Here is a 21,093-nt window from a genome sequence, read left to right as displayed (position 1 = left end):
TGAATTAGGTTTGCGCGACAGTCCGCTTTACGCTAGGGCAGAGGAAAATGATCGCACCGGTCCATAACGCACAGACAGTTTCACAGGTTGGCCAATATGGCCGACTTGCGCCTGCTGGTGCGCGCGGACTGGCAACAGTGGATCGTGATAGCCAGGTTGAGGCGTCCTCTCAGAACTATACCTATGACCCTGATGACGACGGCATATTGTTCAATGCCTATGTCGATGGCAAAGACAAACGCCAGTCAGGACAGGGCAATAGTGGCGAAAAAAGTGATCAGCGCACCGAGCAGCGCAACCTGTCAGCTGCTCGCCGTGCCAGTGATCGCGAAGGCGCGGTCGATTTGGAAAGCGAAATTGATTTCGCAAGCTTGCTTGATCCGTCGATCCCGTTTGATCTTTCGGTCAACAGCGGAACGTCCTTTTATCAGGTGGTCAATGCCGTGACGCACGGGGTTGGTGTGCGCGGTACGCATCTGGATGCGACGGTCTAGGGGGCTGTTCGCGGCCCTCGTGGGCAGCAGGCATACGCGACCAAAACCTGATCAGATGCGGTATATTCCCGAAAATTGAAAAACCTGCCGGTGGTGCTTGTTGGTGCCCGCCATAGACTTTATGATCCCCAAACAAACGATATGATCATTTTGCACGACCATCGGGCCCAGCATGAAGAACAAGCCGGTTCTTAATACGGTATTTGAAGCTGCATTCAGGTTCATTGACCTCGCACTCAATGACAACGAATACCTGCAGCCGCAAAAACTGCATCGTCTGCTGTATCTGGCGCAGGCGTATTATGGCGCAAACTATCACGGCAACATGTTGATGCCCGCCATCTTTGTCGCAGAGGAATTCGGACCGATTGAGCCGAACCTTTATGCGGTGATGGAAGAATCCCGACCGGATGTACGCCTGAAACCGGTTGATCCGAAAACGGTTCACTTCCTTGAAAGCATCTGGTCGCAGTTCGGTCACCACACGGTCGAACATCTCAGCATGACCGTGCGCAATCACCCGCCCTTTACCAAGGCCTATAAGGAAGGGGTGGGGACGATCATCCCATTCACGGAACTGGTCGAATTCTATGCCTCGGTCCGCAAAAGCGCGACCACGCCTGAGGCAAAGGAAGTCGTGCGCCCGCGTGTCATGCGATCACACAAGGGCAAGCCGGTTGCGACAACAGACTGGCTGCCGCGCAAGATCAAATAGGGTTTGGTAAAGACCCAAGGTTGAGGTTATTGCTCAGAGCGCATCTGATCGCAGGGATCACCGCGTTCGATATCAGTGGTAAACCACATGAAATCGATATCGTCCGGCGCACCGAACCGCATGGCGTAATCTTCGATCTCTGATGGTTCCGGGCCCGGATCATCCGCCTCGATCAGGCTGACCACAGCAATCTCGGCCTCCGGCAGCTCTGGTTCATAGCGGCGCAGATGCCACGGGACGGCGATGGTCTGACGGACATGCATTGCCCCGGCAATCAGGAATGCCCCATCAATACCGTCAATTTTTGCCGTCTTGCTCATGGCCTGCGCAAGTGATGCGTCACGGGCAAACTGCACGGCGGAAAAGCCGCCCAGCATACTCTCGGGCAGCATATTGCAATGCCCTTCGGCAATTTCGACGTTAAACCGTTCCAGAACCCCGGCCGGGATGGCGGGAAGATCAAGCTGGGTCGCCAGTTCATCTGGTATGGCGGAATTCCCCTTGGTGATCATCGGGCGCAGGATGGCGTCGGGCAGGTTGCCAGCCACCATCATCAAACCATTGTCGCGTGCGGCCTGCGCAATCGGCGCATAATCATGCCATGACGGCCAGCCCCTGTCTTCCCACGCCATGGCCGGACCCAGTTCCGAAATCGGTAAATCCTGCCAATTGTGGTCAAGGGATGTTTGCTGGTCGCGGGTAAACATTTCCCAGACAATGGCACGTTCGCGTTTGTCTGCTTTGCTCAGCGCATCGACCAGTTGGGCCTGATGATGGTGGTGGATGGGATTGTCGTGCTTTTCGCCGATCAGAACGTATTTGCGCTCGGCAAGGCGGTCGACCAACGCATCAAACAGGATGTATTCGCCCGCCTGCACGTCAAAAATCAGCCCCGGAGCCGGGGGCAGGGCATTGACATCGGTAAGTCCACCATTGGCATTTTCAGTTTCATGCGCTGAAGACTGTTTGGTCATGATGGCGGCGATAACAGTCGATGCCAAAACCAGCGCAGAAGCCGCACGCGTAAAGCTGCGTGCATGTGTCTTGCGTTTGTTATGTCCTGGCACCGACTTGGGCATTGCTTGTTTATTTCCAGATTGAAAATCTGTGCTGCCTATTTGCTTAAGCGCAGCGCCGTTTCAAGGTCGTTAACAAGATCGTCGCAATCTTCAATCCCCACCGACAAGCGCAAAAGGTCTGCCGGGACGGGACTGGTCGGTCCTTCGACCGAAGAGCGGTGTTCGATCAGGCTTTCAACCCCGCCAAGCGATGTGGCGCGTTTAAACAGCTTGCATTGGTTGTGGAATTCAACCGCACGCTTTTCACCGCCCTTGACGCGCAGTGACAGCATGCCGCCAAAGCCACCTTGCATCTGCTTTTTGGCGATGTCGTGACCAAGATGGCTTTCAAGGCCAGGGTACTGGACCTCTTCGATTTCCGGGTGGTTTTCGAAATGCTGGGCAATCGCCATGGCATTGGCACTGGCGCGTTCGACGCGGATGGAAAGTGTGCGCATGCCACGCAGCAACAGCCACGTTTCAAACACGCCCAGAACCGAACCACCGGATGCATGTTGTTTACAAACACGCTGCCAGAATTCGCTGTCCGAGGCCGTGGTCAGCGATCCCGCAAGTACGTCACTGTGGCCATTCAGATATTTTGTCGCCGAGTGCATAACGATATCGGCGCCAAATTCAATCGGGCGCGTCAGAAGCGGGGTGGCAACAGTATTGTCAACGGCAACAACTGCGCCTGCGGCATGGGCCAGCTTGGCAACGGCGGCAATATCAGTGATCTGCCAATCCGGGTTGGCCGGGGTTTCAAGCCAGACCAGCTTGGTTTTACCGGCAACAATGTGCTTGTCCCAGTCAGCGATGTCGGCGTTATCGACGAAATCAAAACTGAGGCCTGCACGTACGCCACTATCGAGCATGAAGGCGCGAAGCGCCCAATACATTACCTTGGGCGCGACAACATGATCGCCCGGGTTAAGCGCATGCAAAACAGCAACCGCTGCGGCCATGCCCGATGCAAACAGGCGGGTTTCGGAACCGCCTTCAAGTTCATTCAGGACCGCACAGGCCTGATCATAGGTCGGGTTGTCTGCGCGCGTATAGCAGCGTCCGTCATGATAGCTCAGATCCGTATTACGTTCGAACGTGGTTGAAGGATAAAGCGGCGGTGTGACGGACTTGGTGGCTTCATCGACCCAGCCAAGCGCCTGTGCACTGATGGTGGCGGGGGACTGTTTTTTTGCATGATCAGACATGGTGGCACCTGATTTGGTTGAGATTTGTTGGCGCGCAACATAACGTGGTTCCCGCCACACACCAAATTGAATTGCCACCAATATTCATCTTTAGGTCCCCACATGACGAATTATCCGAAAATCACCCTGCCCAAGGAATGCGACGTCGTTGTCATCGGCGGCGGCATTCACGGGTCATCTTGCGCCTATTACCTGACCAAGGCCGGCATGAAAGTCGTGCTTCTGGAAAAGGATACCATCGCGTCACACCAGTCCGGTCGTGCCTGGGGCTTTGTCCGCCAACAGGGGCGTGACCCGGTTGAACTGCCATTGATGATTGAATGCAACAAGATCTGGCAAGGTCTTGAAAAAGAACTGAATGCCGATCTGGAATGGCGTCAGGGCGGGGTTCTGTTTGTCGCCCGTGATGACAAGGAAATGTCGCAGTTCGAAGGCTGGATCGACGACACCAAACATTTTGGCATCGAAACCCGGGTCCTTGACCCCAAGGGTGTCGCGAAAATGATTCCCGGCATCACAACGCCGGGTGTCGGTGGTATTTACACCCCGTCCGATGGACAGGCCGAACCGAAAAAGGCCGCACCCGCCATTGCCAAACGTGCAAGTGAAATGGGTGCTGTGATTGCCGAGGGCTGCGGCGCACTGTCGATCGAGACCGAGGCTGGCGCGATCAGTTCTGTCGTGTCTGAGAAGGGTGAGGTCAAATGCAAATACGTCATTTGTGCCGCCGGGGCTGCGACGCATAAATTCGTTGCCAAGTTCGGCAGACGCCTGCCGCAACAAACCACGCGCGGGACGGTTATTCGCACCACCCCGGTGCCGGAAATCTCAGCCGCCGGGACCTTGGCCGCAGGTCTGGCGTTTCGTCAGCGGGCAGATGGATCGATGAACATCGCCGATGAATTCATGACCGACATTGATCTGACCATGGGCCGGTTGAAATTCGCCCGCGACTTCATGCCGGGTCTGTTTGATAACTGGGCGACCTTCAAGTTCCACTTCAACAAGCGGTTCTTTGATGATCTGGTCGATCGTGTTCCTGGGTCGGATGCCTCAAAACAACCGATGATCGGGCGGCGCACCAATCAGGCGGAACCCTATGAGGTGCGGGTTAAAAACGCCATGCGCAATCTGCAAAAGATCCTGCCGCAGATAAAGAAAGTGGGCATTGCCGACACATGGGCGGGCGATATTGATGTCACCCCGGATGCGGTGCCGGTGATTGATCAGTTCGACAATCCCAAGCATTTCTTTGTCGCGTCGGGTTTTTCTGGCCATGGATTTGCCATGGGGCCCGTCGTTGGCAAGGTACTGGCAGACTGGATCACCACCGGCGAACCATCCATCACGCTAGAGGGTATGGAGCTTAACCGGTTCGAGGATGGCACCCGCCGTGTTCCGCGGACACGGGTCTGATCGCGCGTCCTGAAACTGAAATCGGGCAGGGGCGGTTAAAGGCTGCGCGCCAGTCGCAGGATAATCGCCCCGCCCAGTGTCATCATGGTCGAGGACAGCTTCACAAGATTAAGCTTCTCGCCCATGAAGAACACGCCGATCAAAAGGGCAAAGACAATGCCCGTTTCACGCAAGGCGACGACAAGCGGGATCGGGGCCTGTGTAAAGGCCCACATGACCGTGGCATAGGCGGCAAAGGACGCGGTGCCGCCAACGACAAAGACCTTTTTGCCCCTTTGCGCAATATCGACCAGCATGCGAGGTCGCATAAAGGTCACGATTACAGCAAAGATGACGATGTTGCCGATGGTCTGATAGCTGTAATAGCCAAGAGCGGTTCCTGCCAGCCTTGCACCTGTGCCATCGACCAGTGAATAGCTGCTGATGAAACAACCGGTAATAATGGCAGCAAGGGCAGCGTTGCGGTTGCGCAGGCCATCGGCCTGACGGGTGATGCACATGCTGATGATGCCAACCCCGATGACAACAATCGCAAGCCATTCACTGACATGCAGGGTAACCCCCATGATCAGGACCGAAACAGCCGCGACAATCAAAGGCGAAGATCCGCGCGCAATCGGATAAACCTGGCTAAGATCGCCCAAACGATACGCCAGGATCAAAAACAGCTGATAGCCAATATGAAGCCCGATGGAGCCGAGCAAATACGGCCAGCTTTCGCGGGCAGGAAGTTCGACAAACGGCAACAGGATCAAAACAATCGGCGTATGACCCAGCACGATTGCCGTCATGTTCATCAGTTTGTCCGAGCCACCCTTGACCAGTGCATTCCACACGGCATGCATCAGGGCAGCACCCATTACGGCAAGAAAGACAGTCAGACTCATTGTGGGGCAATCAATGTTACGGTTTTGTGACGCAATCATTGATGCTTAGCACGCAGCTTGAAAAATCGCCAAACCGAACTTGAATGGGCAGCTATGAGCCAGACGCCGTATGCTCGACCTTTTGCGCGGTTGTCGATGCGGCCGCGGCTTTGCCATCAAAGAAACGGGTGGCGCCGATTGGCGGGGCAATGAAATCGCCATCTGCAATGCCGTTGTCTTTGCGTGCGGATGCCAATCGTATGGGCGGCTCGTCCACCGGTTCAGCCGTCAGCACGAAAGTGCCCCAGTGAATGGCAAGTGCCTGTTTGACGCCCATTTTCTGCATGATCTGAATGGCTTCTTCGGGATTGCAGTGCGAATTGCGCATGAAGTCGCGCGGGTCATAGGCCCCGATGGGGATCAAGCCGAAATCAATCCCGCCATGGATTGCGCCCATTTCGGTAAACAGGGCTTCGTTCCAGCCGGTGTCGCCAACAAAATAGAACCGGTAGCCGTCAGCGAATTCAAGAACATAACCGCCCCACAGCATTTCCTTGCGGTCCTTGGTAGTGCGGCTTGACCAGTGGTTTGATGGTACATGGGTGATTTTCAGATCATCGTGATGATGGCTTTCATCCCAATCAAGCTCGACATAGCGATCCGCGCGAATGCCGGCCTTTTCCAGAAGCGGACCGTTTTTTAGCGGCAAGACATAGCGCGGCGCGTTGCCAAGCTGCGTCAGGCTGGCAAGATCGAAATGGTCATAGTGGTTATGTGACAGCAACACCAGATCAAGCTTGGGTAACTGTTCAATGGCAAGACCCGGTTGTGTATAGCGTTTCGGCCCAAGGCGCTTGAAGGGCGATGCACGTTCGGAAAAGACCGGATCTGTCAGGATGTTCAGCCCGCCATATTGTACCAGGACCGTGGCATGGCCGACCCAGGTGACCTGAAGGCGGCTCGGATCCGGATTGTGGATGGCGTCATGGTCGGGTGTTTCGGTCGGGATTTTGCCGAACTGATGTTTGGCCTTGGGCCAATCGTCATCGCCAAAATAGCGCCTGCGCAAAAAACGCCAAAATGACCGTTTGACCGGATCGGGCAGGGGGTGACGGTTTTCAAAGCCGGTATCGGTATGATGGGCGGGTTTTGCTTTTTGCTGCACTTTAATGTCCTGCTCCGGTTTTGGCGTAACCGCCCTGATTGTCTTGAGATGACCCATTATAAGGTAACGGGCAATTCAACCGGCGCAAGGGAAAGGCCGGAATGCGGGGCACATTCCGGCCTTTCTTGGTGGTCTGCCCATGCGGGGGGCAGACCAATGCCTTCGCAACGACTGGGACACAGGTTGCGAAAGCAGGGGGACTGAATTTTATTCGATTACGGTCGCATAGGTCTCAAGTGCCGGGCTTTCTTCGATCAGGCCCTGTTTGACCATGTAATCGGCAAAGCGGGCATAGCGGGACTTATCAAGGGCTGCCGGACGCAGTGCAAAGCGCGGCAGGGTATCGGCCCATGCCTTGATGTTGAGTTCATCATCAAGGTTCGGGTAGGCGGAAATAAAGGCCTGCCAGCTGTCATCGGGATGGTTGATCAGGTACTGAACACCTTCTTCTAGGGCAGCCAGCATGCGGGCATAACGCGGGTCATCGACCTTGTCGTTGCGCACGGTCAGGATGAGTTCGTCATAGGGCGGAACGCCTTCTTCCTCGACATAAAATGCCTTGCCCGGCTTGCCTTCGATTTCCATCTGGTTGAGCTCGAAATTGCGATAGCCGCCAATGATCGCATCGACCTGACCGGAATAAAGCGACGGTGAAAGTGAGAAGTTCACATTGATCAGCTCAACATCATCCATAGAAACACCATGGTTACCCAGCATGGTGCCAAGAAGCGCATCCTCAAATCCCGCCAGAGAATAGCCGATTTTCTTGCCCTTGAGATCGGCGATTTCCTTGATCGGACCGTCTTTAAGGACAATCAGGCTGTTAAGCGGGGTGGCGACAAGGGTGCCGATACGCGTCAACGGCAGACCTTGGGCGGCCTGAACATGCAGCTGCGGCTGATAGTTCACCGCGACATCCCCCTGACCGGCGGCAACAAGACGCGGCGGGGCGGACGGATCGGATGGTTCGATCAGTTCGACCTCCAGATCATGATTGGCAAAGAAGCCCTTTTCCTTGGCAACGATCAGCGGTGCGTGATCGGGGTTCACAAACCAATCAAGAAGAATGACCAGCTTGTCCGCCGCAAAGGCCGTGCTGGATGTACCCAGAAGAGCAGCACCAAGGGTGGCTGCGGTAATCATGGATTTCAGGCGAGACATTGAAGAACCTCCGTATTTGTGCGCCGTGCGTTAATTGTATGATGAATGTTTTTGCCGCCCATCAAGTGGCGGTAATCGTTTTATCGTGCAGGTTTCAGACTGTCGGGTTGCCATGGCAGGGCTGCGCGCAGGACGCGATCAACAATGAAATATTGCGTGATCGAAAACGCACACAGGATCAGAAGGCAGGCAAAAACCATATCGATCTGAACCCGCGCATTGGCATGCAGCATCAGATAACCCAGCCCGTGACTGGACCCGACCCATTCGCCAATCACCGCCCCGATCGGGGCAACTGCGGTGGCAACGCGGAACCCCGATGCAAAGGCGGGCAGGGCGGCGGGCAACCGGATATGGGTCAAAAGCCGCCAACGACTGGCCCCCATGGTACGTGCCAGATCAAGCCAACCGGTTTCGGTGCGTGACAGGCCATCAAAGAAGGCGACGGTAACCGGGAAGAAAATGATCAATGCGGCCATGGCGATTTTGGACGCCAGACCAAAGCCCAGCCACAACACCAGAAGCGGTGCCAGGGCAAAGAACGGGATGGCCTGCGATACCAGAAGGATCGGCATCAACCAGAAACGTACTGGCGAAAACAACGCCATCGGAATGGCGGCCAGCGTGCCAAGGGCTGCGCCGGCAAACAGACCGATCACGGTTTCAGCAATGGTATATTGCGCATGATCGAACAGCACATCATGGCGCGCGATCAACGTGGTCCAGACATCGGCAGGCGTCGGCAGCATGTATTTCGGCGCACCGGTCACAATCACCAGCATCTGCCAGGTGATGATCAGGGCAACGATAATGATCAGCGGCCGGGCCAGGACCAGCCAGCGGCGCTCCGACAGTGCTTTTCTATTTGTATGAGGATTGTTTTGCTTGCTCATGCCGCACCCCCCGACAGATCAGCGCCAAGCTGGCCAAGGAGTTCGGCCTGTTGTGCCAGAATTCCCGGATCGGCGATGTCGCGCGGGCTTTGGCCCTTGGGCGTGATGGCATCCTGCAACCGTGCCGGGTTGCCAGACAGAACATGGACATGATCGCCCAGACGCAGCGCTTCAAGCGGATCGTGGGTCACAAGCAACACCGTTTTGCCGCGCAGAACCTGTGCGGCCAGTTCCTGCAGGCGCAGACGATTGAGCGGATCAAGCGCGGAAAACGGTTCGTCCATTAACACAACCGGACGGTCTTCCATCAGGGTGCGGGCAAGGGCAGCGCGCTGTTTCATGCCGCCCGATAGCTCAGCCGGGCGAAGATGGGCAGCCTCAGCCAGGCCGACCTCGGCAATCAATTGTGAGGCTTTCTCATGTTCTGGCTTCTCGCCGCGCAAAATAGCGCCCAGGACCACATTTTCAAGAACGCTGCGCCATGGCAAAAGCAGGTCCTGCTGCGCCATATAGGCGACACGCCCGGCAAGCGGGGTGTTGTCGGAACACGTGATGGTACCGCTAACATCACCTTCGACCAGCCCGGCAAAATAACGCAGAAGCGTGCTTTTCCCGACACCACTTGGCCCCAGCAAACAGGTAAAGCTGCCTGCGCGCAATGTCAGGTCAAGGTCATGGAAGATGTCCGTGCCGTTAAAGGCAACGCTTCCGCCACGCAGGGCGACATCAAATTTGGTGAGATTTTGCGCTGTCTGGGGCGCTTGTGCTGTATTGCGCATACGATCCTTCCTACGCCGGTCTTAACCGGTTCAGGTTCAAAGGGTCGTTCGGCAACACCGAACCTCTCAGCCGATTTACGATCGGCCCCCCCGGAGATGACGCGACTATGCGCAGACAAATCGCTGCCGTCAAGTTTTGTAACAGTTCTTGGACTTGATCCTGATCAAAGCTTAACATGTGTGCTGTTCGGGCCAACGAATGGCAGGCTGGATCGCCCATTTGTTTGAACAGCGCAAAAGTGGCAAGATCATTCGCCCACGTGCCAGTGTGTCGGGATAAAAGATATGGATCATCAGGGATTTATCATCCAGTCGGGGTTGGCAGAGCAGCACAAGGAACAGGCCTGTGCTTTGTTCTGGGAGGCCTTCCGGCAGAAGCTTTCAAAACTTATGGCCCCGGAAGACAAGGCACTGGCATTTGTCCGGCGTGTCATCAGGTCCGATCACGCGATCTGCGCCATAGACAGTGATGGCAGGTTGCTGGGTGTTGCCGGGTTCAAGACACCACAAGGTGCCTTTGTCGGCGGAACGCTTGAAGACCTTTGCGCCATTTATGGATCGTGGGGTGGGCTATGGCGTGGCATATTGCTGCAATTGCTTGAGCGCGCCCTTGTCGATGACGTTTTGTTGATGGATGGTATCTTCGTTGCTCCAGAGGCGCGCGGGCAGGGTGTCGGTACCGCGCTTCTGGATGCGGTGGCGCGTACGGCGCGCGATCAGGGGCTTGGTACAGTTCGTCTTGATGTTATCGATATCAATCCGCGTGCTCGCGCCCTTTATGAACGTTGCGGCTATCGCGCGATTGAAACCAGTGACATCGGCCCCTTGCGCCATCTGTTCGGGTTCGAAGCTTCAACGACCATGCATCTTGACCTGCGCGCTTTGAACTAAGTGCGCGCAACAACCTGTTTGATCCAGTCAGCAATCTTGTCGAACGTGCCGGGCACATAGGCATGCCGCCCAAGGGCAACATACAGCATCTGCCGGGAAGTCGGCATTTCACTGCTTAGCTGATAGTTAAACAGATTGCTTCTGAGCAACCCGTGCGTGGCATCGGGGATGACAATTACCTCATTTGCAGGATGTCGGCCGATCAGAATATTGCGATAGATCGCAGCATCGGTTTTCGCATCCACATTCAGATCATCGCGCCCCCACATGGCAAGCATCGGTGTTTCAAGCAATCCAAGGTCCGCCGTTGCGTCAGATGTGATGTTGCGTTTGACAAACTCGAACCTGCCGGATGTCATCGGATGCTGATCATCGATATTTGCAAGGTAGGTTTCATACGTTGCCTCAGGAGCAAAGATCACGGCGTCACGGACGCGGTTGCGTTCGATTTGATCATTAATCTCTGCTTGTGTTGCACCATCGGCCAACAGGCGTTGGCGTGTATAAAAATCGCCCTGGTTTTGCCAGTTCACGGCCCCGCCAATGATGACATTAAAGGCATGGTCCGGGATCATTCGCGATGCTTTGGGGATCACCCAGCCCGCCTGAGAAAAGCCGATAAAGCCGATTTTTTGCCCGCTGTCGGGATGGGCGGTTTTGATTGCCTTATATGCCGCAACGGCCTCTTTCGCGCGGTCATTCATGGATTGCGAAAGCCAGTTTCCCGTGCTTTCGCCGACCCCGGCCTTGTCCCAGCTATAAACTCCGATCCCGCGATCAAGCAGGGCATTGATCAGGGGTAAATAGCCATCGTCCGCAAAGCGGTCCTGCGAACCATCGCCGTGAACCAGAAGGGCAATCGGGCCTGTGTGCTGCGCATCAGGCAATATCAGGCTACCAGACAGAACAGCACCATCGTGTGCAAAGCTGATCTGTTCAGTCGGGCGGTCGCTGATATCAAAGTCCGACAATCCGATAAGTGCGAGACTTCCGGGAACAGCAACAAGCAGCACCAACAGAATAAACGCCACCCTGACAAGGTGGCGGTAACGAATGCGGCGGGGCGATGGCACGGCACAGCCTTTCAGGTTGGCGACAGCAAGGTTTTGGCGATGGTCAAAGCTTGCGGGAAGTCACAGTGTCCGTCAATCGCCTTGAAGCCGGTTATGTCGATGAAATCCGGTGAACCATTCAAACCAAATTAATAGGTGCCGCGCCTGGAATTGCACAAAACAGAACTTGAAAGAGCATCGTGAAACGGTCAATGCTTTTGGCACCGCAACCCAATCCGTCCTGCGTGCCATTGTGATCCTTTCTGACGAAATACCTGACCATCGTATTGCCGATCCCGCCCCGCGCATGATCGCGGCCGAGATTTATCGTGGATCAAGCTATGGGCCGAAGCATCCATTGGCGATCCCGCGTGTGTCGCTGGTGGTCGATATGGTGCATGCGCTGGGCTGGGTGGATGAGGCCACCTATTTGACCGGGCCGGTGGCAACGCCCGACCAACTCGCGCGCTTTCATGACCCGGATTATATCGCAGCCGTCATGCAGGCCGAGCGCGATCAATCCTTGCCGCTTGAGATGATGGAACGGTTTGGTCTGGGCAAGAATGGCAATCCGATCTATCCGGAAATTTTCCGGCGTCCGGCGACGGCTGCCGGATCATCGGTGATGGCAGCCAATCTGATCAAGGATGGTGGCATCATTCATCATCCGGCAGGAGGGACTCATCATGGGCTCAAAGACCGGGCATCGGGTTTTTGTTACTTCAATGACCCGGTGCTGGGCATTTATGCCTTGCTCGATTCCGGGCTGGATCGGGTTTTATATGTTGATATTGATGCCCACCACGGGGACGGCGTGCAGTATGCCTTTGCCGAGGATGAGCGGGTTTTGACCGTCTCAATGCATCAGGAAGATCTGTGGCCGAAAACCGGCGCGATTGATGATATTGCGGGTGGTATGGCGCGTAATTTGCCGGTGCCCGGCGGCATGCATGATGACGAGATGCGCTATGTCCTGTTTGAATATTTGATTCCTCTTGGATTAAGTTTTGCGCCCCAAGCTATTGTTTTGCAATGTGGATGTGATACTCTAGCTGAAGATCCACTGTCCAGACAGCTTTTGGGCAACCAGTCGATCTGGGAAGTCGTGGGGATGATGACCCGATTGGCGCCCCGAAGTCTTGTTCTGGGAGGCGGAGGATATAGTCCATATGGCGTTGCGCGCTGTTGGTCCGGGGTGTGGGCAACCATTAACGGGATCGAAATACCTGATGTGTTACCCATCACAGCGGAAAATATCCTGCGTGTCATAAAATGGTCGCATAGTCGTGGCAGACAGCCGGCAAGTGAGTTGTTTACAACACTTGCGGATCCATGGCGGGGTGGCGCCATCCGGGACGAGGTCCGGGATCGCGTCAAAAGACTAAGAGGATATGGGGTATGAAGTCGTTCTTTCAGATGACTTTGGTTGTGTGCTTTATCAGCGCAGCGGTTGTTGCGGGGCTGAATGCAAAGGCAACCGGATTTGAACGGTCGCGTCTTCTTGTCGATGGCGAAGTCTTCAATGTCGAACTGGCCATCACACCCGAAGAACGCTCGCGCGGCCTGATGTATCGCACCGAAATGGCCGATGATGCCGGAATGCTGTTTGATTTCGGCGGTCCACGTGACATTTCGATGTGGATGAAAAACACCTTCATTTCGCTTGATATGCTGTTCATCAAGGCCGATGGCACGATTGTCGGCATTGAAAAGCGCACGGTGCCACAATCAGAAACCATCATTCCGTCGCCAAGGCCGGTACGCTTTGTGCTCGAGCTGAATGGCGGGTCTTCGGACCGGATGGGGTTCGAGGTCGGCGAAAAGGTCGAAGGCCTGCCGCGATAATCCGGGCAGGCGGCTTTATGCGCCACATGGCTAAAGATCAATCAGCAATAGCAAGGCCGCAGATGATATCTGCGGCCTTTGGTTTTTGAATTGCTGCTTGGGTCAATTTTTCGACAAAAACGTATAATGCGGTCTTGCCCACCCAGCAAGATGGTGCTAAATCCACATCCGCGTCGGGGAGTAGCGCAGTCTGGTAGCGTACCTGCTTTGGGAGCAGGGGGTCGCGAGTTCGAATCTCGCCTTCCCGACCATTTCCCCTTTTATTGTTTTTCGGATGCCCAACGGGATTTCCAAGTAACGATAAAAGGTGTAAAAGATGAAGAGATAGCAGGGGTTAGAGAGACCCGTTAACTGCCATTATCATCTTATCCCGAAGGTCAAGACGAGGGTCCCGATGAAGGTCCGTGTTTACAAACCTGCCAAGAACGCCATGCAGTCCGGTCAGGCTGCGACCAAGCACTGGGTCATGGAATTTGAACCGGGTGCGAAAAAGGTTGCCGATCAGCTGATGGGCTGGATCGGATCTACTGATACCCGTGGTCAGGTCCGCATGTATTTCGAAACCCTCGAAGAAGCGCAGGCCTTTGCCGCCAAGCACAAGCTGACCGCGGACATCGAAATGCCAAAACCGCGCAAAATGCAGATCAAGACCTATGCCGATAACTTCGCGTTCAAACGCGTTGTCTGATCTGAAAGTTGCCACTGGCATCTGACCAATTCTCGGGGCGGATTTCCGCCCCGTTTCGTCTGACAGGGGACGTTAAATCCTGTGAAGACAGTCGGGCAGGCGTCCAAGGCCATGCCCCTGGGGTAAGCAAACCACCCCACCCAGCGGTCCCTTAGCTCAACTGGATAGAGCAACAGACTTCTAATCTGTAGGTTGCAGGTTCGAGTCCTGCAGGGATCGCCATTTTTCTTTTTGAAGTCATTATGCGTTAACTGTATTAGCGCTTCATTAGAAAAGCGGAGTATTTGTCCCGCTCAAACTTTAGTTTCTCCAGCGGCTCAAATGCCTTCTGCGCCCAATCATTCAAGCCTTGCTGTGTTGACGTTACCATCGTGTAGTCCATCCTGCCTCTTGTAACGCCAAAGCGATAACTCTTGGCTAGAATTGTGTTGTTGTAAGCATTACGAGCTGCTTGACGTAGGGAAGCCGGAAATCGATGATTCTTGTCTATCTCGTAAAGTAAACTGGTTTCTACCTTGTTCGCAGCCTCCTCGATATCCCTGTTTGCTTTTCCTGCACTTTCGGAGTCATCAAACTTAACATTTGCAGAAGCTTTCCTAGTGACTTGCACTAGTGTTACAAGCCGTTCGGACAGCTCCCTTGTAAACGAGTCAATATCGAGTAATTCAAGGTCAACTGCAGCTTTTCGTTGTGAAGCAACTTGTGTCTGTGTTGCCCAGAGAACAGCCAAACCACCAGCTAGGCCTAAAATGCCTGCGGTAAGAGTTTCCCACTCAAGTGATCTGATGCTGTTGCAAAGGTGGCTTGTGCAAGTGGGAATGTATGTCTGACCACTAATACCAATCCATGAGATTGCTAAGGCGCAGAAAACTGCAAAAAAGAATGGTACTTTGTAAAACACGGTTAACCTCCACGTAAGTGGTGGAAAATTAACTAATCGCCCTGCGAAAAGCTATGTGCTGCCAACTAAACGGCATATAACTCTTCTTATTGCGGACATCATCTAGCAGAGAAATACCGCCCCGGACGGTGATTGAGCGCAATGATCAGGTTGAGGATGACGGCACCGAGGATTGACAGCAGGACTTTGTCAAAGGGCAGGGTCAGGAAGGCGCAGACGAGGATCACCATATCGACGGCGAGCTGGAAGTAACCGGCGCGGATGTTGAAGTTTTCCTGAAGGTAGAGGGCGAGGATATTAATTCCGCCAAGGCCCGCGCGATGGCGAAACAGCATGAGCAAGCCAATGCCCATAAGCGCACCCCCGGCAACTGCGGCATAGATCGGGTTGAGCGTGTCGAACGCCACCAGCATCGGGGTCAGTTTCGAGAAGGCCGAGACCAGACCAACGGCGATGAAGGTCTTGATGGTGAACGCCTTGCCCATGCGTTTGAAGGCCAGCCAGTAAAAGGGCAGGTTGATCAGAAAGAAGATCACGCCAAACGACAGTCCGGTGGCATGCTCGATCAGAAGGGCAGCGCCGGCGGTGCTGCCGGTGACAAGGATGCTTTCGCTATAGAGCGTCACACCAAGTGACACCACCATGGTGCCCAGCAACAGGGCCAGAACATCTTCATACGGGCGATGAGCGATATCGTCCTTTTTCGGTGTGCTGGTGGTGGTTGCAGTATCGGTTGTGTTTTTGGTGCTCATAAGCGAATTGCTGCCAGTTGGTTGATCAGATCAGGTCCTGTTCCTTGATAAAAATACGCTTTTCGCAGGTGCGAAACAAGCTGTGCGCAAGAAGGGGGCTTAAATTGCGCGTTTTTGGTGTGCCTTTACCTTCAAACGCAAAAGACCGACCCGAAAGGGGCCGGTCTTGGTAAATTCATGCGTGTTTGCGCCTGTTGGGGTGCCCGCGATCAGGCGGATTTATCCCATTTGGGGGCAAAGGACGGATCAATCAGGCGACCATTCGGATTGGCGAGATCATGGATTGCGTCCATGTCGTTTTCCGAAAGCTCGAAATCAAAGATATCGAAATTGGCTGCGGCATTTTTGGGCGAGCCCGATTTCGGGATCGCCATGACGCTGTCTTGTTGCAGCAACCAGCGCAGGGTCACCTGCACCGGCGACTTGCCATATTTTTCGCCGATGGCCTTGAGCGTTGCATCCTTCATGACAGTGCCGCGCGCAATCGGGCAATAGGCGGTCAGCAGCATGTCATGTGCCCGAACACTTTCGAGTACCTTGGACTGGTCAAGATAGGGGTGATATTCGACCTGATTGACTGTAAGCGGCGCATCGGTCAGCGACACGGCCTGATCAATCAGGGCGGTCGGGAAGTTTGAAATCCCGATCAGGCGCGTCATGCCGAGGTTTTTGACCTCGTTCAAGGCCGCCATGGTTTCTTCGAGCGGCACGTCATCATTTGGCCAGTGCAGAAGCAGCAGGTCAACATGGTCCAGATCGAGCTTGCGCGCGCTTTCGACCACAGACGTCTGCAAATCACCACTTTGGAATTTGTCATACCAGATCTTGGTGGTAACAAAATAGTCGTCGCGCGCAAGGCCGGATGCCTTAAGGCCGCGACCGACACCTTCTTCGTTGTGATACATCTGGGCCGTATCGAAATGACGATAGCCGATCTTTGCGGCCTCTGCGATCATCTCTGCGGCTTCGTCGTTATTGAGCTCGTAGGTGCCAAAGCCAAGGGCCGGGATTTCAATGCCCTGCCAGTTTCGGTAAATCATGCTGGTTTACCCCCTATGCCTTTTGCTTGTTGTGTTTGTTCTGATTGTGGGGCTTTCCGGTATCATGCGCAAATGACGATCCGGTTTCAGTTTGCCCGATTTGACCCTGATTTAGTCCACATGTCGCTTTGTGCAACCTGTACATCAGGATGACTGGCGCTGTGCAATGGGGGAAGGTGTGCTGTTTATCGATTGCCGATGGCGGTGTTCAGACAAAGAAAAAGGGCGACCGAGTATAATGGGTCGCCCGAAGTTCAGGACTTAGAGTGAGGCTGTATCAAGCCAAGGCAGAGATTGCCCCATCTACCGGGGGCGATCCTTGATGTGGCTCAAACGCGGTGGATTATTATTCCGGCGTGCTGCCATCTGCGGTTTCGCTAACCGCGGCATTAAGATGATAAAGGGATTCACGGATCACCTGCGGGCCAAGATCCCTGGTGATGAAGACGATTTTGGACCGATGATCATCGCTTGGCCATGCGGGCAGGGATGCCGGCGGATGGAAAACATGCTGCACAGCGTGAATGGCCACCGGCGCATCTTCGCCGACCAGATTAAGGATGCCCTTAACCCGCAAAAGGCTTTCGCCGCGCATCTGGGTAAAGATTTCGGCCCAGGTGACAAAGGCATCCCAGTGGATCGGTTCATCAAAGGTGATGCAAAATGACCGGATGTGGTCGTCATGACGGTTCACGTCGTGGCTGTGATCATGGTGGTGTTCGTGATCATGGTCATGTCCGTGTCCGTGGTCATGAGCATCATGATGATGCTCGTCGCCATGATGCTCATAGGCTTCGTCGCGCAGCCATTTCTGCACATCCATGCTTTTGGTCGCCGGATCATACAGACCGGCATTGAACAGTTTTGAAACCGCAATATCGCCATTGATTACCGGGTAGATCGGGGCGGCCGGGTTAAGCGCACGTAAGCGGCTTTCAAGTGCGCTGCGCGTCGCGTCATCGGCCAGATCCGCCTTGGTCATCAGGATGCGGTCGGCAACAGCGGTCTGCTTGACGCTTTCGGGGTAGTTATCAAGCTGGCCTGCACCATGAAGCGCGTCGACCGTGGTCACCACGCTATCAAGGCGGAACTTGGTGGTCAGAAGCGGGTCGGTCATCAGGGTGTGCAGGATCGGGGCCGGGTCGGCAAGGCCGGTGGTTTCAATGATCACCCGATCAAATTCCGGGATTTCACCGCGCGTGCGTTTGACAAACAAATCACGCAGACCCGAAATCAGATCACCGCGCACCGAACAGCAAATACAGCCGGAATTGAGCAAAACCACATCTTCGGAAACTTCACGCACCAGCAAATGATCCAGCCCGATTTCGCCGAACTCGTTGATCAGGACCGCCGTCTTATCCATGCCATCCTGTGTCAGCAGGGCATTAAGCAGCGTGGTCTTGCCACTGCCCAGAAAGCCGGTAATGACGGTAGTGGCGATGCGGTCAAACTGTTCGTTGGAAAGGGCCATGATCAATCAGGTCTTTTGCGCTGGGCGAGGGATTTGGGGCGGGGGCTATTTCTTGCCGTAAAGCTCTTCGGCGGAGATTTCCGGTTCGGAAATCTCGACTTCCTTGCCATCGCGGGCGGCGAAATAGAAACAGTTGCGTCGTCCGGTGTGACACGCCACCCCGATCTGATCGACTTCGACCAGAATGGTGTCCATGTCACAGTCATAACGGAAATCGACAAGTTTCTGCACCTGGCCGGAGCTTTCACCCTTGCGCCAGAGTTTCCCGCGAGAGCGCGAGAAATAGCATACGCGGCCGGTTTCAAGCGTTTCAAGCACCGCATCGCGGTTCATCCACGCCATCATCAGGACTTCGCCACTGTCATGTTGCTGGGCGATTGCCGGAATCAGGCCGTTTTCGTTGAATTTCAGTTTGTCGGCAATCTGTGCATTTGAGCCCGTCATGGGGAAGCTCCGGTCGATGGTGGTTGACTTTTAACGTTTCGCACGTCAGAAAATGATATATTATAACATTTCATCAGATGCCACGGCTTTTTGAAATTGGTTGGGCCAAAGCCGCCAAAATCAGAGTGCCGTCGATACGAGATATTCAGCTATGAGCGATCTTTTCCCCAAAAAGGGCCATGATCACGACAGATGTGTGCATAGCGCACTTGCGCAGGCAGAGAAAGTCTGTGACAGCGAAAATGCGCGCTTTACCGACATGCGCCGCAAGGTCTTTACCCTTATCTGGCAATCGCACAAGGCGGTCACGGCCTATGAACTGCTTGATGCGCTGACCGCCGAGGGGCAGCGGGTGCAGCCGCCAACGGTTTATCGCGCGCTGGAATTCCTGACCGAGCTTGGTCTGGTGCACAGAATTGAGTCGCTTAACGCCTATTTCGGCTGTGACCGGCCTGATTGCGAACATTTGGGGCAGTATTTCATCTGTACTGATTGTGGCCGCGTGGCCGAGGCCGTGAACGAGGATATGAGCAACGCGGTGCGCAAGGCGGCCCGCAGTGTCGGTTTTACCATTCAGGCGACCACGGTCGAGATCAAGGGGCTGTGCCATGACTGCGCCACTCATTGAAGGCCGTGAGCTTGTTCTTTCCTTTGGCAATGAGCGGGTTCTTGATCAGGTGTCGCTTGCCATTCATCCGGGCGAGATCATTACCCTGATCGGGCCGAATGGGGCTGGCAAATCCACACTGGTCAAAACATTGTTGGGGTTGCAGAAGCCTGACAGCGGTGAAGTCGTGCGCAAGCAGGGACTAACGATCGGCTATGTGCCCCAGAAGCTTGCCATTGATCAGGTTTTGCCGATGACCGTAAAGCGATTCCTGACCCTGACGCGGTCCGTCAGCCGTGCGGATTGCGAAGGCGTTCTGGCGCAGGTCGGGGCAGGGCATGTAATTGATGCGCAGATGAGCCAGCTTTCAGGTGGCGAGACACAGCGCGTCATGTTGGCGCGCACCCTTTTGTTGCGTCCGCATTTGCTTGTGCTTGATGAACCCACCCAGGGCGTGGATGTTTCGGGGCAGGCGGAGCTTTATCGTCTGATCGATGAAATCCGTCACGAACTTGATTGCGCCGTTCTGATGATTTCGCATGATTTGCATCTTGTGATGGCCAAGACCAATCAGGTGGTGTGTTTCAATCGGCATGTCTGTTGCCACGGACAGCCCGAAACCGTGCGCCAGCATCCGGAATACCGGTCGCTTTTTGGTGTGCGCGAGGCGGATGCGATTGGCATCTACACCCACGAACATGATCATGAACATGATCTGTCGGGTCATGTTGTGGCGGGATGTGGTCACGATCATTCGCATGACCATCACCATCACCATCATGCACATGAGCATGACCATGTTACGACCGTCAAAGAAGGGGCGGAAACAAATCAATGATGGACGATTTCCTGTTCCGTGCGATTTTGGGCGGTGTTTTGCTGGCCGTTGTCTGCGGGCCGTTTGGGGCCTTTATTGTCTGGCGGCGCATGGCGTTCTTTGGCGACATGTTGGCCCATACCGCATTGCTGGGTGTGGCTCTTGGTCTGTTGATCGGGGTCGATATCCGTATCGGTATGATCGCGACCTGTCTTGTTGCGGCGCTGCTTTTATCCTATGGGCAGCGCCAAGCACGCATCGGAAGTGACACGGTGCTCGGTATGCTTGCCCATTCAACCCTTGCGCTGGGCATGGTCGCGCTGGCCTTCGTGCAAGGGGTCGCGGTTGATCTGATGGCCTATCTGTTCGGTGACATTCTTGCGATCAATACCGGGGACATATTGCTTCTGGCTGTCGGCGGGGCTTTTGCCTTTTGCGTGCTGGCCTGGATGTGGAGGCCACTGCTTGCCCTGACAGTCAGCCCGGAAATTGCTGCTGCTGAAGGCATTCCGGTCGAACGGTTGCGCCTTGTTTTCATGCTGCTGATGGCGCTTGTGATCGGCATGGCGATCAAGATTGTCGGGGTTTTGCTGATTACAGCCCTTCTGATTGTCCCGGCCGCCAGTGCGCGCTTCTTTGCCCGGACACCTGAACAAATGGCGATTGGTGCCGGGCTGTTTGGCGCGGCATCTGTGCTGGCGGGGATTTCCCTGTCCTGGCATGTCGATACGCCAGCCGGGCCGAGCATCGTGATTTCGGCTGCGTTTCTGTTTGTCTTGACGGCTGGGTTTTCACCTTTGGTGAAAAGACTTGTCGAGCGTTAA

The 21,093-nt window shown here is 54.8% G+C and carries 24 protein-coding genes, 2 tRNA genes and 1 riboswitch; of the genes, 13 read left to right on the top strand and 13 right to left on the bottom strand.

Annotation, left to right across the window (positions count from 1 at the left end; translation table 11 throughout):
- Positions 1–47 precede the first annotated feature (47 nt).
- Positions 48–494, top strand: a complete 447-nt coding sequence (locus tag B2R48_RS10110) for a hypothetical protein (RefSeq protein WP_062955329.1) — start codon at positions 48–50, stop codon at positions 492–494.
- A 172-nt stretch (positions 495–666) separates the two neighbouring features.
- Positions 667–1,209: a Panacea domain-containing protein gene (locus B2R48_RS10105; RefSeq protein ID WP_296999796.1), complete on the top strand. Its 543-nt coding sequence runs from the start codon at positions 667–669 to the stop codon at positions 1,207–1,209.
- Positions 1,210–1,235: 26 nt separating this feature from the next.
- Here the strand turns inward: B2R48_RS10105 and B2R48_RS10100 are convergent, their stop codons facing one another.
- Together B2R48_RS10100 and B2R48_RS10095 are read right to left on the bottom strand one after the other, a co-directional pair.
- A complete protein-coding gene (locus B2R48_RS10100; RefSeq protein ID WP_296999793.1) occupies positions 1,236–2,288 on the bottom strand; it encodes a ChaN family lipoprotein in 1,053 nt (350 codons plus the stop codon).
- Between the two features lie 35 nt (positions 2,289–2,323).
- Positions 2,324–3,478 (bottom strand): trans-sulfuration enzyme family protein, encoded by a 1,155-nt coding sequence (locus B2R48_RS10095; RefSeq protein WP_296999790.1) that lies wholly within the window; start codon positions 3,476–3,478, stop codon positions 2,324–2,326.
- A gap of 102 nt (positions 3,479–3,580) precedes the next feature.
- On the opposite strand from B2R48_RS10095, the gene B2R48_RS10090 reads away from it, so the two are divergent.
- Entirely contained in the window at positions 3,581–4,894 is a 1,314-nt protein-coding gene (locus tag B2R48_RS10090) for an NAD(P)/FAD-dependent oxidoreductase (protein WP_296999788.1), read from the top strand.
- A 35-nt stretch (positions 4,895–4,929) separates the two neighbouring features.
- Here B2R48_RS10090 and B2R48_RS10085 read toward each other — a convergent pair whose 3' ends face one another.
- The 5 genes from B2R48_RS10085 to B2R48_RS10065 form a co-directional block, all read right to left on the bottom strand.
- A complete protein-coding gene (locus B2R48_RS10085) occupies positions 4,930–5,781 on the bottom strand; it encodes a hypothetical protein (protein ID WP_296999786.1) in 852 nt (283 codons plus the stop codon).
- Positions 5,782–5,872: 91 nt separating this feature from the next.
- Complete coding sequence (locus tag B2R48_RS10080) at positions 5,873–6,925, bottom strand: MBL fold metallo-hydrolase (protein WP_296999783.1); 1,053 nt, start codon at positions 6,923–6,925, stop codon at positions 5,873–5,875.
- A gap of 207 nt (positions 6,926–7,132) precedes the next feature.
- A complete protein-coding gene (locus B2R48_RS10075) occupies positions 7,133–8,086 on the bottom strand; it encodes an ABC transporter substrate-binding protein (RefSeq protein WP_296999780.1) in 954 nt (317 codons plus the stop codon).
- Between the two features lie 80 nt (positions 8,087–8,166).
- Positions 8,167–8,979, bottom strand: a complete 813-nt coding sequence (locus B2R48_RS10070; protein WP_296999777.1) for an ABC transporter permease — start codon at positions 8,977–8,979, stop codon at positions 8,167–8,169.
- A complete protein-coding gene (locus B2R48_RS10065; RefSeq protein WP_296999774.1) occupies positions 8,976–9,758 on the bottom strand; it encodes an ABC transporter ATP-binding protein in 783 nt (260 codons plus the stop codon). The genes B2R48_RS10070 and B2R48_RS10065 overlap by 4 nt, the downstream gene beginning before the upstream one ends.
- A riboswitch (TPP riboswitch) is annotated at positions 9,749–9,860 on the bottom strand. (Overlaps the previous gene by 10 nt.)
- Before the next feature lie 97 nt (positions 9,861–9,957).
- Between B2R48_RS10065 and B2R48_RS20320 the strand changes: the two genes are divergently transcribed.
- Together B2R48_RS20320 and B2R48_RS10060 are read left to right on the top strand one after the other, a co-directional pair.
- The gene (locus B2R48_RS20320; protein ID WP_297007219.1) at positions 9,958–10,038 is read left to right on the top strand and encodes a citrate/2-methylcitrate synthase; all 81 of its coding nucleotides are present in this window, start codon (positions 9,958–9,960) and stop codon (positions 10,036–10,038) included.
- A 5-nt stretch (positions 10,039–10,043) separates the two neighbouring features.
- Positions 10,044–10,649, top strand: coding sequence for a GNAT family N-acetyltransferase (locus tag B2R48_RS10060; protein WP_296999771.1), 606 nt, complete (start codon positions 10,044–10,046; stop codon positions 10,647–10,649).
- Here B2R48_RS10060 and B2R48_RS10055 read toward each other — a convergent pair.
- Positions 10,646–11,722, bottom strand: coding sequence for an alpha/beta hydrolase family protein (locus B2R48_RS10055; RefSeq protein WP_296999768.1), 1,077 nt, complete (start codon positions 11,720–11,722; stop codon positions 10,646–10,648). The genes B2R48_RS10060 and B2R48_RS10055 overlap by 4 nt on opposite strands.
- A gap of 166 nt (positions 11,723–11,888) precedes the next feature.
- On the opposite strand from B2R48_RS10055, the gene B2R48_RS10050 reads away from it, so the two are divergent.
- The 5 genes from B2R48_RS10050 to B2R48_RS10030 all read left to right on the top strand — a co-directional run bounded on the left by B2R48_RS10050 (position 11,889) and on the right by B2R48_RS10030 (position 14,456).
- On the top strand, positions 11,889–13,103 hold the full coding sequence (locus B2R48_RS10050) for an acetoin utilization protein AcuC (RefSeq protein WP_296999765.1): 1,215 nt from the start codon (positions 11,889–11,891) through the stop codon (positions 13,101–13,103).
- Complete coding sequence (locus tag B2R48_RS10045) at positions 13,100–13,546, top strand: DUF192 domain-containing protein (protein WP_062955339.1); 447 nt, start codon at positions 13,100–13,102, stop codon at positions 13,544–13,546. The genes B2R48_RS10050 and B2R48_RS10045 overlap by 4 nt, the downstream gene beginning before the upstream one ends.
- A 174-nt stretch (positions 13,547–13,720) precedes the next feature.
- Positions 13,721–13,797, top strand: a tRNA-Pro gene (locus B2R48_RS10040).
- Between the two features lie 143 nt (positions 13,798–13,940).
- Positions 13,941–14,234, top strand: coding sequence for an ETC complex I subunit (locus B2R48_RS10035; RefSeq protein ID WP_213472816.1), 294 nt, complete (start codon positions 13,941–13,943; stop codon positions 14,232–14,234).
- A 145-nt stretch (positions 14,235–14,379) separates the two neighbouring features.
- A tRNA-Arg gene (locus B2R48_RS10030) sits at positions 14,380–14,456 on the top strand.
- A 34-nt stretch (positions 14,457–14,490) separates the two neighbouring features.
- Here B2R48_RS10030 and B2R48_RS10025 read toward each other — a convergent pair.
- From B2R48_RS10025 to hisI, 5 genes are all read right to left on the bottom strand, one after another.
- Entirely contained in the window at positions 14,491–15,135 is a 645-nt protein-coding gene (locus B2R48_RS10025) for a hypothetical protein (protein WP_296999755.1), read from the bottom strand.
- A gap of 98 nt (positions 15,136–15,233) precedes the next feature.
- The gene (locus tag B2R48_RS10020; RefSeq protein WP_296999751.1) at positions 15,234–15,887 is read right to left on the bottom strand and encodes a YitT family protein; all 654 of its coding nucleotides are present in this window, start codon (positions 15,885–15,887) and stop codon (positions 15,234–15,236) included.
- A gap of 209 nt (positions 15,888–16,096) precedes the next feature.
- The gene (locus B2R48_RS10015; protein WP_296999749.1) at positions 16,097–16,927 is read right to left on the bottom strand and encodes an aldo/keto reductase; all 831 of its coding nucleotides are present in this window, start codon (positions 16,925–16,927) and stop codon (positions 16,097–16,099) included.
- 346 nt (positions 16,928–17,273) lie between these two features.
- Positions 17,274–18,401 carry a CobW family GTP-binding protein gene (locus B2R48_RS10010; protein ID WP_296999748.1) on the bottom strand — a complete coding sequence of 376 codons (1,128 nt, stop codon included), beginning with the start codon at positions 18,399–18,401 and terminating at the stop codon, positions 17,274–17,276.
- A 45-nt stretch (positions 18,402–18,446) separates the two neighbouring features.
- Positions 18,447–18,845: a phosphoribosyl-AMP cyclohydrolase gene (hisI, locus tag B2R48_RS10005; protein ID WP_296999746.1), complete on the bottom strand. Its 399-nt coding sequence runs from the start codon at positions 18,843–18,845 to the stop codon at positions 18,447–18,449.
- Positions 18,846–18,996: 151 nt separating this feature from the next.
- On the opposite strand from hisI, the gene B2R48_RS10000 reads away from it, so the two are divergent.
- From B2R48_RS10000 to B2R48_RS09990, 3 genes are read left to right on the top strand one after another with little or no spacing between them, the layout of a single operon-like run.
- The gene (locus B2R48_RS10000) at positions 18,997–19,473 is read left to right on the top strand and encodes a Fur family transcriptional regulator (protein ID WP_008890884.1); all 477 of its coding nucleotides are present in this window, start codon (positions 18,997–18,999) and stop codon (positions 19,471–19,473) included.
- On the top strand, positions 19,454–20,290 hold the full coding sequence (gene znuC, locus B2R48_RS09995; RefSeq protein WP_296999744.1) for a zinc ABC transporter ATP-binding protein ZnuC: 837 nt from the start codon (positions 19,454–19,456) through the stop codon (positions 20,288–20,290). Before B2R48_RS10000 ends, znuC begins: the two co-directional genes overlap by 20 nt.
- The gene (locus B2R48_RS09990) at positions 20,287–21,093 is read left to right on the top strand and encodes an iron chelate uptake ABC transporter family permease subunit (protein ID WP_213472828.1); all 807 of its coding nucleotides are present in this window, start codon (positions 20,287–20,289) and stop codon (positions 21,091–21,093) included. The genes znuC and B2R48_RS09990 overlap by 4 nt, the downstream gene beginning before the upstream one ends.

This window comes from Thalassospira sp. UBA848, from assembly GCF_002295455.1.
In the GTDB taxonomy this organism is placed as follows: Bacteria; Pseudomonadota; Alphaproteobacteria; order Rhodospirillales; family Thalassospiraceae; genus Thalassospira.
Note: the sequence above shows the minus strand (reverse complement) of the source record. Positions and strands in the feature narration are given on the sequence as shown.

Excerpts from the sequence above, each read along its gene's own strand:
- B2R48_RS10110 (WP_062955329.1), top strand. The coding sequence starts at position 48 with ATGATCGCACCGGTCCATAACGCACAGACAGTTTCACAGGTTGGCCAA.
- B2R48_RS10105 (WP_296999796.1), top strand. The coding sequence starts at position 667 with ATGAAGAACAAGCCGGTTCTTAATACGGTATTTGAAGCTGCATTCAGG.
- B2R48_RS10100 (WP_296999793.1), bottom strand. The coding sequence starts at position 2,288 with ATGCCCAAGTCGGTGCCAGGACATAACAAACGCAAGACACATGCACGC.
- B2R48_RS10095 (WP_296999790.1), bottom strand. The coding sequence starts at position 3,478 with ATGTCTGATCATGCAAAAAAACAGTCCCCCGCCACCATCAGTGCACAG.
- B2R48_RS10090 (WP_296999788.1), top strand. The coding sequence starts at position 3,581 with ATGACGAATTATCCGAAAATCACCCTGCCCAAGGAATGCGACGTCGTT.
- B2R48_RS10085 (WP_296999786.1), bottom strand. The coding sequence starts at position 5,781 with ATGAGTCTGACTGTCTTTCTTGCCGTAATGGGTGCTGCCCTGATGCAT.
- B2R48_RS10075 (WP_296999780.1), bottom strand. The coding sequence starts at position 8,086 with ATGTCTCGCCTGAAATCCATGATTACCGCAGCCACCCTTGGTGCTGCT.
- B2R48_RS10070 (WP_296999777.1), bottom strand. The coding sequence starts at position 8,979 with ATGAGCAAGCAAAACAATCCTCATACAAATAGAAAAGCACTGTCGGAG.
- B2R48_RS10065 (WP_296999774.1), bottom strand. The coding sequence starts at position 9,758 with ATGCGCAATACAGCACAAGCGCCCCAGACAGCGCAAAATCTCACCAAA.
- B2R48_RS20320 (WP_297007219.1), top strand. The coding sequence starts at position 9,958 with ATGGCAGGCTGGATCGCCCATTTGTTTGAACAGCGCAAAAGTGGCAAG.
- B2R48_RS10060 (WP_296999771.1), top strand. The coding sequence starts at position 10,044 with ATGGATCATCAGGGATTTATCATCCAGTCGGGGTTGGCAGAGCAGCAC.
- B2R48_RS10045 (WP_062955339.1), top strand. The coding sequence starts at position 13,100 with ATGAAGTCGTTCTTTCAGATGACTTTGGTTGTGTGCTTTATCAGCGCA.
- B2R48_RS10035 (WP_213472816.1), top strand. The coding sequence starts at position 13,941 with ATGAAGGTCCGTGTTTACAAACCTGCCAAGAACGCCATGCAGTCCGGT.
- B2R48_RS10020 (WP_296999751.1), bottom strand. The coding sequence starts at position 15,887 with ATGAGCACCAAAAACACAACCGATACTGCAACCACCACCAGCACACCG.
- B2R48_RS10015 (WP_296999749.1), bottom strand. The coding sequence starts at position 16,927 with ATGATTTACCGAAACTGGCAGGGCATTGAAATCCCGGCCCTTGGCTTT.
- B2R48_RS10010 (WP_296999748.1), bottom strand. The coding sequence starts at position 18,401 with ATGGCCCTTTCCAACGAACAGTTTGACCGCATCGCCACTACCGTCATT.
- hisI (WP_296999746.1), bottom strand. The coding sequence starts at position 18,845 with ATGACGGGCTCAAATGCACAGATTGCCGACAAACTGAAATTCAACGAA.
- B2R48_RS10000 (WP_008890884.1), top strand. The coding sequence starts at position 18,997 with ATGAGCGATCTTTTCCCCAAAAAGGGCCATGATCACGACAGATGTGTG.
- znuC (WP_296999744.1), top strand. The coding sequence starts at position 19,454 with ATGACTGCGCCACTCATTGAAGGCCGTGAGCTTGTTCTTTCCTTTGGC.
- B2R48_RS09990 (WP_213472828.1), top strand. The coding sequence starts at position 20,287 with ATGATGGACGATTTCCTGTTCCGTGCGATTTTGGGCGGTGTTTTGCTG.